Source organism: Nostoc sp. NMS2, assembly GCF_017115105.1.
In the GTDB taxonomy this organism is placed as follows: Bacteria; Cyanobacteriota; Cyanobacteriia; order Cyanobacteriales; family Nostocaceae; genus Nostoc.
In genome coordinates this window covers 40443-57989 of the sequence record NZ_JABXKH010000164.1, presented here as the reverse complement: position 1 = coordinate 57989, position 17547 = coordinate 40443, and the positions used below count along the sequence as shown (strand labels likewise).

Below are 17547 nucleotides of genomic sequence, written 5' to 3'. Positions count from 1 at the left end.
TATTTGTCCTAAAGAGCGCGTGCGACTTATCTGGGGAAGCTTTTGAGTCTTTGCGTAACGTCAAGTGACAACTTCACTAGTTTTGTGTTAATCAAAGAAAGTGAAGAACGGCTACAACTTTCACTCGAAGGCTCTGGCGATGGTTTGTGGGACTGGAAAATTCTTACTGACGAGGTTTATTTGAGCGATCGCCGAGTCCCCAGATTTTAACTCAGCATTAGCGCAAGTTTTTTTACAACAGCGTGGGGAGATGCAGTGGGTTTCACGGATTACCAAAGCCCTAGCAGAAAATCGTTTTTGCTTGTATTCCCAAACTATAGTAGCGATCGCTCCTATGGCAAGAGAGGAGACTCATTATGAAATCTTGCTACGCCTGACAGACGAAGAGGGAAATTTAGTTGCACCGATGGCATTTATTCCGGCAGCTGAACGCTACAACCTCATGCCGACAATTGATCGCTGGGTGATCGAGACGCTGTTTAAGTCTTGGCCATTAGCAGAACACGATGGCAAGACTATTTATGCGATCAACCTTTCGGGTACTAGTATCAACGACGATCAGTTTATTAGCTTTTTGCGTGAGCAATTTGTATTGTATCAAGTTCCACCACAGTCAATTTGCTTTGAAATTACCGAAACCGTAGCGATCGCAAACTTAACAAAAGCCAGTCAGTTCATTAGCGAACTTCAACCTACGGCTGTCATTTTTCCTTAGATGATTTTGGTAGTGGTATGTCCTCTTTCGCCTATCTTAAAACCCTCCCAGTAGACTATTTGAAAATCGACGGCGGATTTATTAAAAACATTATCGAAAATTCTGTAGATGATGCAATGGTAGAAGCCATTGCCCACATCGGGCGTGTTATGGGGGTAAAAACCATTGCTGAGTTTGTCGAAAATGACGCTATCCTCCAACGAATCAAAACCTTGGGAGTCGATTATGCTCAAGGCTATGGGGTGGCTAAACCACGTCCTTTAGTATTTGCTTAAAGGTTGTTTGAAAAGTCCTCTTCTCGGTAACAAAACGTTCTATATCCCCCTAAATCCACGCCACTTGCTTCACTACAGCGCTTCGCGCATCCTGCGGCGGGGGAGACCCCAAGTGGAGCGACTGGCGTGGGTTAGGGGGGATCTAAAAGTGCCTAAAGTCACCGCGAAACACTTTTCAAACATCCTCTTAAAGCCAATGGGGAATAGGAACAATTACGAATTACGAATTACGAACTTGTACTGAGCGTAGCCGAAGTATTACGAATTAGCTGACTGTACCAGCGCGAAAAATTTGCTCTGCTGTCAAATTCAACTCTGGAAAAATTGATGACTCAATGCGGTCATCTCCTCGAAATTTACTAACGCGATACTCACCTTCTTCTAAACAGCAAATTAAAATAGTAGGTTGTTTGGGTTTCCCAATAAATTCCCTACCGCCCAATGCACCATAATCAACAATCCAGTATTCAAGAATTCCCATTTCTTCATAATCAGCGTATTTTTTCAAATAATCATCACGCCAATTAGTACTAACCACCTCAATTACTAAAGGAATTGATGCTGCTTGACTAACAGTTGATTCTTTTTTCCACCGAGGTTCATTAACTAAATTAGGCTGATTTAGGATCAGGACATCTGGAGAATAAGCAGATTCGTTCTCAACTGGTTTGACGAATACTGTTTTGGGGATGAAATAACGAAGATTTAAGCGACTATATTCTAAAGTGATTTGTGTGGCTAAAAATCCAATCACTTCTTCATGGTCGCCTGTAGGTGGTGGCATCTCAATTATTACTCCATCATATAGTTCGTAACGTTGTCCTGTGTTATCTGGATATTTAGCAACGAATTCATCGAATGTAACTACTTTGCGTAAGACTTGAGTCATGGTTTGATTCCTCAATTGTGCTATATAGCAATCCTAGATGAATTGTGAAAATTCGCGGTGTCCAGATCCCCGACTTCTTTAAGAAGTCGGGGATCTAATTTTTCACGAATGATTTAGGACTGCTATAGCAACTTTACCTATATTTAATTCATCAATATTAATACTGATTGAATAGTATACTTTAATTCAATCAAAATTGCGAAATTGTAATATTGGGCAGCTAATCTTTAGCTAAAAGACTAGAATTTGGGTAGTAGCTTCCTCAATTTATATGTATAACATTAGGAGGCCTACTTCAAGCTATTTTTTAACGGGAGGTCAGGTAATGGCGATCGCCACGATTAATCCCGCCACTGGGGAGACTTTTAAAACCTTTGAGCCACTCAACGATGCAGAAATTGCCGCTAAACTCGATTTAGCTAATCAGACTTTTGAACAGTATCGCCAGACTAGTTTTTTGACGCGATCGCAATGGCTGCAAAAGGCTGCTGATATTTTAGAGCAAGACAAAGCAGAATTTGCGAAGTTAATGACTCTAGAAATGGGTAAACCATTGAAAGCTGCGATCGCAGAAGTCGAAAAATGCGCCGTTGTCTGTCGCTACTATGCCGAACACGCCCCTAGTTTTTTGGCTGATGTCAGTGTAAAAACTGATGCCAGTCAGAGTTTTGTACGTTATCAACCAATGGGTGCAATTCTCGCGGTGATGCCGTGGAATTTCCCCTTTTGGCAAGTTTTTCGTTTTGCTGCACCAGCACTAATGGCGGGAAATGTCGGCTTACTCAAACACGCTTCCAACGTGCCGCAGTGCGCCTTGGCAATTGAAGATATTATCCGCCGCGCAGGTTTTCCTAAAGGTGTATTTCAAACTCTATTAATAGGCGCTGCCAAAGTCGCCGATTTAATGGCTGATGACCGCGTAAAAGCTGCCACCTTGACAGGAAGCGAACCAGCCGGCATATCCCTCGCCGTCGCCGCCGGCAAACAAATTAAAAAAACCGTTTTGGAATTAGGAGGAAGCGACCCGTTTATTGTGTTAGAAAGTGCTGACTTAGAGACAGCAGTTGTCACAGCTACTACAGCGCGGATGTTAAATAACGGGCAATCATGTATTGCAGCGAAACGTTTTATTGTCGCAGAAGCGATCGCAGATAAATTTGAAAAATTGCTTGTAGAAAAATTCGAGGCGCTAAAAGTAGGCGATCCTATGCAACCGGATACCGATTTAGGCCCATTGGCAACACCTGGTATTCTCCAAGATTTAGATCGACAAGTGCAAGCTGCTACAAAAAGTGGTGGAAAAGTCCTCACCGGCGGACACCCATTATCAGATTGTCCAGGGAACTTTTATCCGCCAACGATTATCATAGATATCCCGCCGGAAGCAGCAATTGCCAAAGAAGAATTCTTTGGGCCAGTAGCCTTGTTATTCCGGGTTCCTGATATCGATGCTGCCATTAAACTCGCTAATGACAGCCCCTTTGGATTAGGTGCAAGCGCTTGGACAAGCAATGACCAAGAATGCGATCGCTTAGTTGAAGAAATCGAAGCAGGTGCCGTGTTTATCAACAGTATGGTCAAATCAGATCCTCGGTTGCCCTTTGGTGGCATCAAGCGTTCTGGATATGGCAGAGAATTGAGTATCCAAGGTATACATGAGTTTGTCAATGTGAAAACCGTGTGGGTGAAGTGATTAGTCATTGGTCATTAGTCATTGGTCATTGGTCATTAGCCAAAAAAATGACAAATGACTAATGACGAAGGACAAAGGACAAATGACAAATGACTAAATAAATAGTTAGGAAATAAAATGAATACAGCAGAATTATTGGTGCAATGCCTAGAAAATGAAGGAGTGCAATATATTTTTGGACTCCCTGGTGAAGAAAATCTACATGTTTTGGAAGCGTTAAAACATTCTTCTATTAAATTTATCACGACTCGTCATGAACAGGGTGCTGCATTCATGGCGGATGTCTACGGACGCTTAACCGGAAAAGCTGGGGTGTGTCTTTCTACTCTGGGCCCTGGGGCAACAAATTTGATGACTGGGGTAGCAGACGCTAACCTCGATGGTGCGCCCTTAGTGGCAATTACCGGTCAAGTGGGAACAGATAGAATGCACATCGAATCTCATCAATATTTAGATTTGGTGGCAATGTTTGCACCTGTTACCAAGTGGAATAAACAGATTGTGCGACCGAGTATTACACCAGAAGTAGTGCGGAAAGCATTTAAGCGATCGCAATCTGAAAAACCCGGTGCAGTTCACATCGATTTACCAGAAAATATCGCTGCTATGCCTGTAGAAGGCAAACCTTTGCGTAAGGATAATAGCGAAAAAACTTATGCATCTTTTGCTAGTATTCGGGCAGCAGCAGCCGCAATTTGCCAAGCAGTTAACCCATTAATCTTAGTCGGAAATGGGGCAATTCGCGCTCATGCCAGTGATGCCGTCACGCAATTTGCCACCTTGCTGAATATCCCTGTTGCCAATACCTTTATGGGTAAAGGAGTGATTCCCTACACACATCAATTGGCTTTGTGGTCAGTGGGATTACAGCAAAGAGACTTCATTACCTGTGGTTTTGATAATACAGATTTAGTAATTGCGATCGGCTATGATTTGATTGAGTTTTCACCAAAAAAATGGAATCGGAATGGTGAAATTCCTATTGTGCATATTGGGGTAAGTCCGGCAGAGATTGATAGTAGTTATATTCCTAACGCGGAAGTTGTAGGAGATATTTCAGATTCTCTCTATGAAATTTTAAAATTAGCAGACCGACAAGGAAAACCCGATCCTTTTGCTATCAGCTTAAGATCAGATATTCGGGCTGATTATGAACAGTATGCCCATGATGACGGATTTCCTATTAAGCCGCAAAAATTAATTTATGACTTACGGCAAGTGATGGGCCCAGATGATATTGTCATCTCTGATGTTGGCGCACATAAGATGTGGATGGCCCGTCATTATCATTGCCATAGCCCCAATACTTGCATAATTTCCAACGGTTTCGCGGCTATGGGTATTGCCATTCCTGGCGCTTTAGCAGCAAAACTCGTTCATCCCAACCGCAAAGTCGTTGCTGTAACAGGCGATGGCGGCTTTATGATGAATTCTCAGGAATTAGAAACAGCCTTGCGTGTCGGTACGCCTTTTGTCACCATAATTTTCAATGATGGTGGCTATGGGTTAATTGAGTGGAAGCAAGAAAATCAATTTGGCAAAGGAAACTCAGCCTTTGTGCATTTTAGCAATCCTGATTTCGTCAAATTTGCTGAAAGCATGGGTTTAAAAGGCTACCGGGTTGAATCGGCTTTAGATTTGATTCCCACTCTCAAAGAAGCCCTCGCTCAAGATGTACCCGCCGTGATAGATTGTCCCGTAGATTATCGGGAGAATCACCGCTTTAGTCAAAAAGCCGGCGAGTTGAGTTGTACAGTGTAAAAAGTTACAACTTAGAAGTTAAAAGTTATAACTGATGAGTTAGGAGTTATCGAACAGAATTCAGGAGTCAGGAGCCAGAATTCAGGAAAGGTATTCTGACCGAAAAAGCGGTGCTTCGCAGCGTCTCGTAGAGATTGTCTTGATTCTGATTCCTGAATTCTGTTAGCGGATAGCTAGGGTTTAGCCCCTTCTGAATTCTTCTTCAATTATTCCTAACTCCTTTTTTAGACGAAACTAGGTTTTCAAAGATGATTTCAAGCTTCAGAAATATCAGTGCTGTATGTGGCGTATTTGTATTAGTCAGCGTTAGCAGCTTTCACAATTCAGCTATAGCCACTATAAACAACCAGTCCCAACTCATAGCACAAAGCCAGGGTAAAATCCAGCCACACTCAGTTTTTAAATCTATTTTGCCTAAATTAAAGCAAAAGACTCAGATTCGGATTCTGTTGCCGAAATTTATTCCTGAATCAGATGGGGAAAATCGAATTTACGCGATTATAGAAGCTGCTACACAAAAAAACTACGAGATTTTACTCGGTTTCAGTCCTGATTGTAGTGGTGGAACTGCTTGTCGTCTGGGTGTGATTTCTGCTGAAGGAGTAACCCGCAAAACCCCCCGCCTCACTGGTAAAGCTGTATCCTTAGCTAAGGGTATTACTGGCTATTTTGTGGATTTTGCTTGTGGTGCTAATTGCTCAGATGCTACCTTGACTTGGAGACAACAGGGTGTGCAATATGTTGTTGGGTTGAAAGCTGGCGATCGCACTTCGTTGATAAAAATGGCTAATTCTGCGATTAATCCCTAGCTAACATTAGAGTTTGATTCTACTTCCCAACGAAACAGCCGTGGCAATTGAGACACATCTATAACGTAGTTAACAATCCATAATACCAATTCAAAAATCAATAAATATCTTACCCACAGTAACTCACTTTTAGAATCCAAAAGTGTCAAACCCTCATATAACTGCCAGAAGCGGTAAGGCAAGTATATATAAGGAACCATCACCCACACAACATTTTGCAACTGCCTGAGTGTTACTATCTCAGAGATAATTTGCAACCCTAATATAATAAAATACCAACCAAGCACAGTTAACACACTGCGATCGCCCCACCATACACCCCACAATAGCATAACTACTAATGGCAGCAATCCTCCTAGCAGTTGCACTGAGCCAAACCAGATTTTATACCAACCGGGAAATGGCAGAGGTAGAGTATAGGGCTTTGTGTGTTTCCACCCCCAATTCACAACCACAATAAAAAGTGTGGCAATGAGGAAAAAGAGGAGATTTTCTACTAACAGATAGAGGTTAATGTTTAAGGAAGTCACGTTGCTGCCCTCCGAATTCAAAATTAACATTTACCATAAATCACGAAAAATATTTTAACTTTTATTTGCTCTATTTTCTTGTATTACATGAATAATCGATGGCACTAAAGAAACAACTATAATTAATCCAATAATTGGTAACAAATACTTATCTACTTGTTCAGGTGGCAGAGATTTTCCTAAGAAAAATCCTAACAGGGTAATGCCAAATGTCCAAAGAAAGCCACCGATTAAGTTGTAAGACATAAATGTTCGGTAATGCATCGCACCAAGTCCAGCCACAATCGGTGCAAAAGTGCGAATAATCGGTGTAAACCTCGCCAAAACTAGCGTTTTTTTGCCATGTTTATGATAAAAATCCTGGGTTTTTACCAAGTGTTTTTTATGAAACAACCATGAATCTTCTTTCTGAAATAATTTTCTGCCAAATTTGTGTCCTGTAGCGTAGCCAACATTATCACCAAGGACTGCACAAACAAAAGCACCAAAAATCAGAACCCAAATGTTAAACCCTGATTTCGGAAGAGATGCGAGAAATCCAGCAGTGAATAGCAAACTATCTCCTGGCAGAAAAAAACCAATTAGCAAGCCAGATTCAGCAAAGATAATTGCCCATACCCCAAAGTAACCAATTTTTGTAATTAGGTCTGGTAAATTTAAATGCATAGAATTTTTTAGTTTTCAACAATAGATCCACAACATCTTAACGTTTAGCAATTTTCCTGAATAAAAAGTAATATTAAATTTACATAAATTTATTGTGTAATCTTGGAAAATTTAGTGACAGATGGCACATTTTGGGCTAGAGGTGCAAGATGCAAAGATATTTGAAAGTACTAAGACTATTTTGGGGTGCTGCGATCGCATCTGAGTTAGAATATCGTGTTAATTTTTTCATCGCTACCCTCACCAGCTTGGGAAATCTTGTCGGCAGCCTCTTTGGGCTATTCTTGTTTTACCGCACTGGCTATACTTTTAGTGGCTGGTCATGGGAAGCAGCTTTAGTAGTTCTAGGAATTTTTACCTTACTACAAGGATTTTCTGCGACTTTTCTAGCCTCGAACTTGAATCGCATTGTCCGTCATGTTCAAGAAGGCACTTTGGACTTTATCTTATTAAAACCTATCCGCAGTCAGTTTTGGCTTTCCACTCATACCCTTTCCCCTTGGGGACTGCCCGATCTAATTTTTGGTAGTATTATCATTGGCTATGCAGGTCAACGCCTTGGTGTAGGGATAAACGGCTATCTACTTGGTGTGCTGCCGTTATTGTTCAGCTTCGTGATTTTATACAGCCTGTGGTTTATGCTGGGAGCAATGAGTATTTGGTTTGTCAAAATATACAACGTTACCGAAGTGTTGCGTGGTTTATTGGAAGCTGGACGATATCCCATAGCTGCATATCCCACTGCTTACCGCTTTTTCTTCACCTTTGTGATGCCAGTGGCTTTTTTAACTACAGTACCAGCCCAAGCGCTGTTGGGCCGGAGTGAAATTAGCTGGTTTATAGGTGCGGCAATATTAGCAGTAGTGCTGTTTTTTGTTTCTACTTGGTTTTGGCGGTTTGCGTTGCGGTTTTATACTAGTGCTTCGAGTTAGAGAGATATAGCAATCCTATCTGATTTGTGAAAAAGAATTTTTTATAACGAACCGCAGAGGCGCAGAGAACGCAGAGAGAATAAAGAGAGGTTTTCACGAATGATTTAGGATTGGTATATGAATTTTATGGTATATCAAATAAATATACATTTGCCTAATGGAGTTTTAGAACGCTTGCAAAATGTCAAAGATTTTGTAGGTGAAAATGTTAACTATCTAAGTAATTCAGCACAACAAGTTGGGGAGTCTTTGAAGGCAACGGCTACTACAACAACTGATAGAGCAATTGATACAGTTACGACAAGTTTAGAGGAAACTTGGCAAACTGCTGATAAATTTAAAAGTACAACTTCGGGAGCAGTTAAAGATGTAATGGCATCTTCTGTAAGTGATTGGCTGACACAACACACGGTATTTTTTAGGTTAGTTCAAATACTAGGTTGGGCAACTAATCACCCAATTATTAGTATAGTGATTTTCCTGTTTGCGATCGCTCTTATTTGGAGCATCATCAAAGCAATTGTCCGTTTGATTGAAACGGCTAGTTGGTCAATACTCAAAGTTCCGTTAAAATTGTTTCAGGCTTTGATTAAAGTTAGCTTTTTATCTTTAACTAAAGTTGGCAGTTTTGCTGTTCAACGAATGACTGCTACTGAAAAAACTAATAACCTGCCAGCTTTGTTACCCGAAAGTTTTCAACCAAATAAAAAACAGCGATTAGCAGAAATTTCTAGTCGCTTGGAAGCAATTCAAAAGGAACAGCATGAGCTTTTACAAGAAGCCGCAGACTTGATTGCTTCTGACACAATTGATATAGAAATCTCCCAAATTAAACAGCTAAGAAGCGTTGAATCACATCTTGGCTGAGTTCGGCTGTGGAACCAGAGGCGACAATACCGCCTTTTTGCATGGCGTAATAATAATCAGCCTGACGGACAAAGTGTAAATGTTGCTCTACCAATAAAACCGAAATGCCTGTGGTTTCGACAATGCGACGGACTGCGGCTTCAATTTCGAGGATGATGGAGGGTTGAATACCTTCAGTGGGTTCATCTAAGACGAGTAATTGAGGTTCTCCCATTAAAGCACGGGCGATCGCTAATTGTTGCTGCTGTCCCCCACTCAAATCACCACCCATCCGCGAAAGCATGGTTTTTAACACCGGGAATAAGCTAAAAACTTCCTCTGGAATTTCTGCTTTTTTTACTGGTTTCCTTCTAGCTTCCAACCCCAACAGCAGATTTTCTTTGACTGTCAACCGGGGGATAATTTCTCGCCCTTGGGGAACATAACCAATTCCCAACTTTGCTCTTTGGTCGGGAGATTTAGAGTTAATTAATTCTTCAGCTAAGTTAATAGTACCACTACGGGGTTTGAGTAAACCCATAATTGTTTTGAGTAAAGTAGATTTACCTACACCATTGCGTCCAATCAGGCATATCATTTGCCCAGATGGTACGCTTAAATCTACATTGCGGAGAATATGGCTTTCGCCGTAGTAAACGTTAAGGTTAGAAATTTTTAGCATTAGTTCATGCAAAGACGCAGAGGGAGAGATTAAGCATTAAGCGAATTACGGTAAAAATTAATCGCTATTAAATGCTGAATTAGACTGAATTAGGTTATCAATTTTTTCTTTTTCTTTCGGATTTAAGGACATTTTAGCTTTGTTTATGTACCCTTTCTGAACGCTGCCTGCTAAAAAATTAGTAACCTCCCGGACTAAAAAACGCTTTACTTCCCCTCTATCTAGCACCTGTTTAGCCAAGTCTACCAATCTAAAAGCAGAAAGTTCTATAAGGTCAAGATGGCAATTATTAACTGTTTCATCAGGGGTTTCACCTTTTGTCTGCTCACTTTTAATCCCAATATCTTTGAGAATTGTTTCTTGAAATAGAACATAGTCAAAATTTGCAATTTTGTCGCAATTTGCTGCGAGGGCTGCTACTACACGCTCTAAATTTGAGCAATCATCCTCAACACGATAAACAGATAATTTATTTCCTGTTGTAGCTAAGTCACCTAAAGGATCAGATTGAAACTCTCCCGGTAATAACCAAGCAATAGTTTCAGTTTTATACCATTTATTTTTACGCACCTTTCTCAGTATAAATGACACTAACTCTCCCTTTTAAGTTGTGCTAATACTTGTTTCATATCTTCCCGAAGTTCCATAATTTTTTCTTGTTCTATAGCTCGCTCAAGATAAGTAATAGCATGAGGATCATTTAAATATGACAACCCCAAAATAGCTCCATCTCGCACTCTCGAAGATGGGCAGTTAAGACTTCGTTCTAAGAGCCATAACCGAAACTTATAAGACTCAGGGTGATTAATTTCACCTAGCCAGCGTAAAGCTTCAGATGCAACTTCAGGACTAATTTTTTCGTAGACAATAAAACAAGTTATGGCTTCTATCGCATCATTTCCATACTTTTGGACACAAGAAATCAAGCCTCTTGAAAAATTACTTTCAAAACCGTCTTCAAAATACTCTTCTTTGCCAGTTATGAATAAAGTCTCAAGTTCTGAATAGATAATTTCTGAGCAACGATTATTTAATTCATGCTGAGTTGAATTTTCTGAAGACTTTAGATGGATAAGCGTATTTTGCTCTATTTTAGGATCTTTAGTCGCTCCTGTCGCTTTTTGACTAAAAGTAAACTGTTTTACTTTACTGGTTAAATTTACAGCAGATTTTGTTGAAGAAATCACTATATTTGGTGACTTTATCCTATCTGAATAAGTAGCTATTGTTATATCTGTTGAATTATCGTAAACCGTCAAAGTGTTAGTACCGTAATTCATAAAATATCTCCTTGTATAGCAATTTCTTTTGCATATTCAACCAATTGAGCAAAGATTTCTGGTAACTTATCTTTAGACAGTTCAGCAGAGAAATCTGTAGTAGTGTTGATATCTAACTCTAGACGAATAGCAACATTGGATGGAGTTGAGGAGTAAGTATAACTCCCCGCATTTGTAAATTGAAATGTAGTGAAAGTCATTACACTCCAAGAAGAAAGACGATTAATCTTTAAATCAGGGATATCATCAACATTTCTAGGGCGATTGATTCGGTAATTAAAATCTTGTGCATTTTTAAGGTCAAGTTTATTCAATGGAAAATAGGCAGGGAGATACTGGTATGCTTGTTCTACATCCTCAAAAGGAAGTAATAGGTTGGCAGCAAAAGCTATTCTTTGCAGATTGGGGCTTACATTGAGCCAGCGATTCATCAATTCTGCAAAAGAGTTTACTGATTCTGAAAACGATCCAACAGATGGGAACTCAAAACTATTTGGAGCGACCTCTACAGTCAGTAACCAATCAACTCGGGAAGGCTGAACAGCAAGAATTAGTCTCCCTTGTGTATTCCCGTCTCCAAATGAACCTTCATCCTGCTGTACTCCTGTTCTTGGCTGAGAACTTCTAATTTCTGGAGGAGAGCCGCAAATCTCTTCCCACCAGTTTTGTTGGGTAATCGGAGATCCTGGACTAAGGAACACTGTCATCCTTAGACTTTCGGTTTTCCATTTTGTAAGGTCAAAACGATCAGCAATGTTTGCTTCAGACATATAGACATTAAACACTCAAGGCTTTAGCATTCACAAGCGCCTACACTTTCCTATAGTCACTACCTCTAATGTACCTTGCTGCAAACGCTAGGTAAACAAGCTAATTGAATATTTACTAAGCAAACAGGAATCTCAAACAAAATTTTTACAAGCAGAAAGTAGAATAGATTACACGTGGAACGTATTTAACTGTACCTGGGAAAGATATACCACACTCTCCTGGCGATACCGACCCAGGACACAAATATGTTAGTACTCATTCTCATCATCACTTAATTCCAGTGTTAGCAGTTGGCTCATAGGATAAACGATTTCAATTAAAGCTTAGGGCAATTGTAGCTTTTCTCCACTAATATTCTGAAACGGTTCGGCTCATTATAATATTCAGTGGTAGTCTATGTAGGGTAAGAAGGCAAAGCAAATGACCCAAACGACGAAAACTCAAAAACTGCTGACTTTTGAGGAGTATCTTACCTATGACGATGGTACAGACACGCGCTATGAGTTTGTGGATGGAGAACTAGTCGAGATGCCACCAGAAAGTCAGGAAAATAGCAATCTGGCAAGATTTCTATTCGTTGAACTACTAAAACATTTCCCCTTTTATTTAGTTGCTCACAAGGATACAGAAATTGAGGTGGCGGGGCGAAGAGCGAGATGTCGTTTACCTGACTTAATGGTTCACACAGAAGAATCTTATGCTGCTCTTATCGGTACTACTCGTGCCACTCTCACCCGTGATATGCCACCGCCTGCGCTAGTGATTGAAATTGTCTCTCCGGGAACAGCAAACCGCGTTCGTGATTATCGCTACAAGCGGACGGAGTATGCTGCTAGAGAAATATTGGAGTATTGGATTGTTGACTCACAAATGCAACAAATTACAATTTGCCAGTGGGTGGAGGGACAGTATGAGGATAAGGTATTGACAGGTGCGGCTTGCATGGAATCAGTGGTAATTACTGATTGGGCGCTAACAGTAGAGCAGGTGTTTAATAGTGCAAATCGACCAAAATCAGCAGGTGAATAAAAAGTACAATTGAGTTTTTCATTCTTCCTGTTTCCCCAAATACACTTCAATCACGCGAGAGTCATTTTGGACTTCTTCAAAATTCCCTTCGCACAGCACGGAACCTTCATGTAGCACCGTTACTTTCTTGGCAATTTGACGTACAAATTCCATATCATGTTCAATTACTAAAATTGAATGACTTTGTGCTAGTGCTAAAAGTAGTTCACCGATATTGTACGTTTCTTCATCTGTTAACCCCGCAACTGGTTCATCAACCAGTAATAAGTCAGGGGATTGTGCTACTAACATGCCAATTTCTAAACGTTGCTTTTCTCCGTGAGAAAGTAAAGCTGCTCTAATATCTGCTTTCGGCGTTAAACCGATGGTTTCTAATAATCCTTTAATATTATTCTTTTCAACAGCATTAGAACGTTCAAACAAAGTAGAAAAGACATTTTTCTTTTTGTTACTGGTAATTTCTAGATTTTCACGGGGCGTTAAATTTAAGTAAATTCGGGGTGTTTGGAACTTGCGCCCAATTCCTAATCGGGCAATTTTATGTTCAGGTAAAGAACGCAGGTTTTTTCCTTTAAATAAAACTCGCCCAACTGTTGGTTGCACTTTCCCGGTAATCACATCTAGAAATGTTGTCTTTCCCGCACCATTGGGGCCAATTACCACTCGTAATTCACCCATATCCATACTAAAATTTAGCTGATTTAGAGCCTTAAATCCGTCAAAACTAACAGTTACGTTTTCAGTTTCCAATATTTTCGCGTTCATGTTGCACTTCGGGGTCTTCTTCCAATGTGGGATATGTAGAAATTTCTTGACGGCGGTGGAAAAGAGAAATATTCTGACTACGCAACCATCCCACTATGCCATCGGGAAGCACTGTGACGACTATCAAAAATAGTGCGCCTTGGAAAAATAGCCAGATTTCTGCAAATTGTTCACTTAAAAAAGTGCGGGCATAATTTACTAACAAAGTTCCGACAATCGCCCCAATTAAAGTAGCGCGTCCCCCTACTGCTACCCAAATCACCATTTCAATGGAAAAAGCAATATCCATTGCTCTCGGTGATACAGAACCACTTTGAATGGTGTAAAATGCTCCTGCTATGCCTGCGATCGCACCTGAAACTGCAAACACCAGCACCTTAAAGTCTGTAGGGTCATAGCCAGAAAATCTTACCCGACTTTCATCATCCCGAATCGCTATCAACAATCTCCCAAAGCGTCCAGTTGTCAACCAGCGACAAATCCCGTATGTGGCTGCGAGAAACACTATCGTCAGCATGTAAAAAACAAACTGCGTTTTGGCATCACTAACCGTTGCCCCAAACAAAGTTGTAAAATCTATCAGTCCATTTGTACCATTGAAAAATTGTTGTTGACCGTTAAAGAAGTTGAAAAATACAATAGTTCCCGCTTGAGTCAAAATAGAAAAATAAACACCCTTGAGGCGATTACGGAAAACCAAATATCCCAACAATCCCGCCAATAACCCTGGAATCATTACCACAAAAGCTATTGTCAAAGGAAACGAATAAAAAGGTTGCCAAAACGCGGGAAGTTCCGTAACCCCATAAAGCCCCATAAAATCAGGCAATTCTCCAGTCGGGACTTGGAGTTTTAGGTACATTGCGATCGCATATCCACCCAAACCAAAGAAAATACCATGTCCCAAACTCAATAAACCAGTATACCCCCAAATCAAATCAATACCCAAAGCCGCGATCGCCAGCGACAAGAATCGCCCCAACAAATTCAGACGAAACTCCGACAGCACCAGTGGCATAATAATAATGAGGAAGAGTGCGATCGCAACCACCACCCCCACCTCAATTAATAATCCTCCTCCCCTCTTCCTCATTCTCTGCGTCCTTGGCGTCTTGGCGGTTCGTTTAAACATCAACAGTACGTCCCTTCTGCGGAAAAATCCCCCCAGGCTTCCACTGTAAAAATACAATAATCAGCGCAAACACCATCACCTTAGCCATACTCGTCGTCGCAAAAAAACTAAACAAATCAGCCAAAGGCTTAACAGGACTCAACACCAAAGCCAAAGTTCCAGAACCAATTAAAAAATTAGCCGTACCAATCCCCAAAGCAGCCACAATCGTCCCGGCTAAATTGCCCACACCCCCAACAACAACCACCATAAAAGTATCAATAATATAGTTTTGTCCCGTATTTGGCCCTACAGAACCGAGTAAACTAATCGCACATCCAGCCACACCAGCTAAACCAGAACCCAATGCAAAAGTAATCGCATCAACCTTTTGAGTTGGGATACCCAAACAAGCACTCATACTCCGGTTTTGCGTCACAGCCCGAATTCTCAAACCCCAGCTAGAACGTTGTAAAAATAAATAAATTCCCGTCACACAGATTATTGTTAAAGCAATAATAAATAACCTAGCAAAGGGCAATTGCACACCACCCAAAGATATCCCCGCTTGTAACCAAGTAGGTGCTGTTACATCCACATTTTGAGCGCCAAACCAAGGTTGAGTCACTGCTAACTGATAAGTTTGACTCAATAAATTGCCCGTTGCGATTGTCACCCCCAGCGATAATAAAAATATCACCGTCACAATCCAGTTACGAACTCTTCCCAAATCAGTGCGGGAATTTAAAATCCATAAACCTCCAAAAAATAACAGAGAAAATATGGCAATGCCAATTATCAATACCCAATTCACACTGCGAACAAATTGCTGAAAAATCAAACTTACTCCCCAAGTTGCCAAGAGAGTTTCTAATGGTCGTCCATAGAGATAACGAATCACGCCTTTTTCTAGAATTAATCCCACAGCAGCCGTGAAAAGAAACGCGATAATCAAAGCCAAAAATATATATATTTCAAACCATACTCCACCCAATTGCTTACAGACATTTTGCACAACATAAGTTGTATAAGCCCCAAACATCATCAACTCACCATGTGCCATATTGATGACACCCATCAATCCAAATATAATCGCCAGTCCCAATGCAGCAATTAATAATACAGCACCAATACTAATGCCATTAAATACAGCTTCTAAAAAACCTGTTAACACTTTTTCCCCTAAATATCAGCGTTATTTATAATAATCTTATGGTGTGTTAGGCGCAAATTTCGAGATTATGATATGAGCAAATAACACACCCTTATCTAAGATGGTGCGTTAGGCTAAAGCCATAACACACCCTACTATTTCTGAGAGTTCGTAATCGGTAATTAATTACGAATTACGAATTACGAATTATTTAGGTTTTCTTGTACTTCCCACCCTTAGCTGGGTCAGTCCAATCACAAGCAAATCCTTTAGTCTCTTTTACAAATTGATTCCAAGGAACTGGTTCAACTGGTGCAGGAGTAGCATAGACAATATCAAACAAACCATCTTGCCTAACTTGACCAATCCGCACAATTTTGGAGATGTGATGATTGGCATCCATTGTCACTTTACCTTCAGGCGCATCTAGAGTTTGACCATAAGCCGCAGCACTCACTTTAGCTATGTCTGTAGTCCCAGCTTTTTCTACTGCTTGCTTCCACAAATAAACTGCGATATATGCTGCTTCCATTGGGTCATTTGTTACCCGATTTTCACCATATTCTTTTTTGAAAGCGGCAACAAACTTTTTGTTAGCAGGTGTGTCTACTGTTTGGAAATAGTTCCAAGCAGCGTAATGACCTTTGAGATACTCTACACCAATTGCTTTGACTTCTTCTTCAGCAATACTTACAGACATAGAGGGATATTTATCTGGTGTTAATCCAGCCCCTTTTAATTGTTTAAAGAACGCAACATTACTATCACCATTCAGGGTGTTATAAATCACGCCACCATTGGGCAAATTTTGTTTTATTTTCGTAATGATAGGTGTAACCTCTGTATTGCCAAGAGGTAAATAATCTTCACCAACTGTTTTTCCGCCTAAAGCTTCTAATTGGGCTTTGATAATTGTGTTAGCAGTGCGGGGAAAAACGTAGTCAGAGCCAACTAAGAAGAATTCTTTGCCCTTATTTTTTAACAGCCAATCAACAGATGGTTCGATTTGTTGATTTGGTGCAGCACCAGTGTAGAAAATATTTTTAGAACACTCTTGCCCTTCATACTGCACAGGATACCAGAGCATGTGATTTTTGCTCTCGAATACTGGCTTGACATTCTTACGGCTAGCAGAAGTCCAACAACCAAAAACTACAGCAACTTTATCTTGATCGATTAACTTAGTTGCCTTTTCTCTAAAAGTATCCCAGTTAGAAGCACCATCTTCGGTAATTGCTTCAATTTGTTTACCTAAGACACCACCAGCAGCGTTAATTTCTTTGATTGCTAATTTTTCAGCATCGACAACGCTTTTTTCACTAATAGACATCGTACCACTCAGAGAGTGCAATATACCTACTTTGATGGTGTCACCAGCAGTAGCCGCCGCAGGTGAAGCAGTAGGAGGCGCGGCTGGACTTTCTGTAGCAATTGGGGAATTATTTGCACAAGCTTTGATAAAAAAGCTGCTTCCGAAAGTTAGAGAACCGTAGATCAAAAACTTACGTCTGTTAAATTGTCTTCTCATATCTTTATGAATTTTCCTCTTGATGAATCAACTAACTTAAGTCGGTCGGCGCAATTAAAGCTAACTGGTGAGGGCTGTCATTTGTCCTTTGTCATTGGTCATTAGTAAGGGC

General features: G+C 40.5%; 18 protein-coding genes and 1 pseudogene. 8 read left to right on the top strand and 11 right to left on the bottom strand.

Annotated elements, in window-relative coordinates; all coding sequences use genetic code 11:
* Window positions 1-84 precede the first annotated feature (84 nt).
* Both HWQ36_RS30380 and HWQ36_RS30375 read left to right on the top strand, forming a co-directional pair.
* Entirely contained in the window at window positions 85-210 is a 126-nt protein-coding gene (locus HWQ36_RS30380) for a hypothetical protein (protein ID WP_292709758.1), read from the top strand.
* Between the two features lie 40 nt (window positions 211-250).
* Window positions 251-990: pseudogene (locus tag HWQ36_RS30375) on the top strand (EAL domain-containing protein).
* A gap of 265 nt (window positions 991-1255) precedes the next feature.
* On the opposite strand, the gene HWQ36_RS30370 reads toward HWQ36_RS30375, so the two are convergent.
* On the bottom strand, window positions 1256-1879 hold the full coding sequence (locus tag HWQ36_RS30370) for a Uma2 family endonuclease (RefSeq protein ID WP_292709756.1): 624 nt from the start codon (window positions 1877-1879) through the stop codon (window positions 1256-1258).
* Window positions 1880-2204: 325 nt separating this feature from the next.
* Between HWQ36_RS30370 and HWQ36_RS30365 the strand changes: the two genes are divergently transcribed.
* The 3 genes from HWQ36_RS30365 (at window position 2205) to HWQ36_RS30355 (ending at window position 6142) form a co-directional block, all read left to right on the top strand.
* Complete coding sequence (locus tag HWQ36_RS30365; RefSeq protein ID WP_292709754.1) at window positions 2205-3572, top strand: NAD-dependent succinate-semialdehyde dehydrogenase; 1368 nt, start codon at window positions 2205-2207, stop codon at window positions 3570-3572.
* Between the two features lie 117 nt (window positions 3573-3689).
* Window positions 3690-5333, top strand: coding sequence for an acetolactate synthase large subunit (locus HWQ36_RS30360; protein WP_292709752.1), 1644 nt, complete (start codon window positions 3690-3692; stop codon window positions 5331-5333).
* A gap of 248 nt (window positions 5334-5581) precedes the next feature.
* Window positions 5582-6142, top strand: coding sequence for a hypothetical protein (locus tag HWQ36_RS30355; RefSeq protein ID WP_292709750.1), 561 nt, complete (start codon window positions 5582-5584; stop codon window positions 6140-6142).
* Here HWQ36_RS30355 and HWQ36_RS30350 read toward each other — a convergent pair.
* Both HWQ36_RS30350 and HWQ36_RS30345 read right to left on the bottom strand, forming a co-directional pair.
* Window positions 6139-6672, bottom strand: coding sequence for a hypothetical protein (locus HWQ36_RS30350; protein WP_292709748.1), 534 nt, complete (start codon window positions 6670-6672; stop codon window positions 6139-6141). The genes HWQ36_RS30355 and HWQ36_RS30350 overlap by 4 nt on opposite strands.
* A gap of 54 nt (window positions 6673-6726) precedes the next feature.
* Window positions 6727-7338, bottom strand: a complete 612-nt coding sequence (locus HWQ36_RS30345; RefSeq protein ID WP_292709746.1) for a VTT domain-containing protein — start codon at window positions 7336-7338, stop codon at window positions 6727-6729.
* Window positions 7339-7487: 149 nt separating this feature from the next.
* On the opposite strand from HWQ36_RS30345, the gene HWQ36_RS30340 reads away from it, so the two are divergent.
* Both HWQ36_RS30340 and HWQ36_RS30335 read left to right on the top strand, forming a co-directional pair.
* Window positions 7488-8270, top strand: coding sequence for an ABC transporter permease (locus tag HWQ36_RS30340; protein WP_292709744.1), 783 nt, complete (start codon window positions 7488-7490; stop codon window positions 8268-8270).
* Between the two features lie 126 nt (window positions 8271-8396).
* Entirely contained in the window at window positions 8397-9137 is a 741-nt protein-coding gene (locus HWQ36_RS30335; RefSeq protein ID WP_292709742.1) for a hypothetical protein, read from the top strand.
* Here HWQ36_RS30335 and urtE read toward each other — a convergent pair.
* Genes urtE through HWQ36_RS30315 form a run of 4 tightly spaced genes read right to left on the bottom strand, consistent with a single transcriptional unit; the run spans window position 9100 to window position 11848 of the window.
* Window positions 9100-9798, bottom strand: a complete 699-nt coding sequence (gene urtE, locus HWQ36_RS30330) for an urea ABC transporter ATP-binding subunit UrtE (RefSeq protein ID WP_292709740.1) — start codon at window positions 9796-9798, stop codon at window positions 9100-9102. The two genes, HWQ36_RS30335 and urtE, sit on opposite strands and share 38 nt — an antisense overlap.
* A gap of 57 nt (window positions 9799-9855) precedes the next feature.
* The gene (locus HWQ36_RS30325) at window positions 9856-10368 is read right to left on the bottom strand and encodes a hypothetical protein (RefSeq protein WP_292709738.1); all 513 of its coding nucleotides are present in this window, start codon (window positions 10366-10368) and stop codon (window positions 9856-9858) included.
* A gap of 20 nt (window positions 10369-10388) precedes the next feature.
* Window positions 10389-11078, bottom strand: coding sequence for a HEAT repeat domain-containing protein (locus HWQ36_RS30320; RefSeq protein ID WP_292709736.1), 690 nt, complete (start codon window positions 11076-11078; stop codon window positions 10389-10391).
* Window positions 11075-11848, bottom strand: coding sequence for a hypothetical protein (locus tag HWQ36_RS30315; RefSeq protein ID WP_292709734.1), 774 nt, complete (start codon window positions 11846-11848; stop codon window positions 11075-11077). The genes HWQ36_RS30320 and HWQ36_RS30315 overlap by 4 nt, the downstream gene beginning before the upstream one ends.
* Before the next feature lie 421 nt (window positions 11849-12269).
* Between HWQ36_RS30315 and HWQ36_RS30310 the strand changes: the two genes are divergently transcribed.
* Window positions 12270-12878 (top strand): Uma2 family endonuclease, encoded by a 609-nt coding sequence (locus HWQ36_RS30310; RefSeq protein ID WP_292709732.1) that lies wholly within the window; start codon window positions 12270-12272, stop codon window positions 12876-12878.
* 18 nt (window positions 12879-12896) lie between these two features.
* Here HWQ36_RS30310 and urtD read toward each other — a convergent pair whose 3' ends face one another.
* From urtD to urtA, 4 genes are all read right to left on the bottom strand, one after another.
* A complete protein-coding gene (gene urtD / locus HWQ36_RS30305) occupies window positions 12897-13643 on the bottom strand; it encodes an urea ABC transporter ATP-binding protein UrtD (protein ID WP_292709730.1) in 747 nt (248 codons plus the stop codon).
* Window positions 13618-14736, bottom strand: coding sequence for an urea ABC transporter permease subunit UrtC (gene urtC / locus HWQ36_RS30300; protein ID WP_292709728.1), 1119 nt, complete (start codon window positions 14734-14736; stop codon window positions 13618-13620). Before urtC ends, urtD begins: the two co-directional genes overlap by 26 nt.
* 31 nt (window positions 14737-14767) lie before the next feature.
* The gene (urtB, locus tag HWQ36_RS30295) at window positions 14768-15928 is read right to left on the bottom strand and encodes an urea ABC transporter permease subunit UrtB (RefSeq protein WP_292709726.1); all 1161 of its coding nucleotides are present in this window, start codon (window positions 15926-15928) and stop codon (window positions 14768-14770) included.
* A gap of 190 nt (window positions 15929-16118) precedes the next feature.
* Entirely contained in the window at window positions 16119-17435 is a 1317-nt protein-coding gene (gene urtA, locus HWQ36_RS30290; protein WP_292709724.1) for an urea ABC transporter substrate-binding protein, read from the bottom strand.
* Window positions 17436-17547 lie beyond the last annotated feature (112 nt).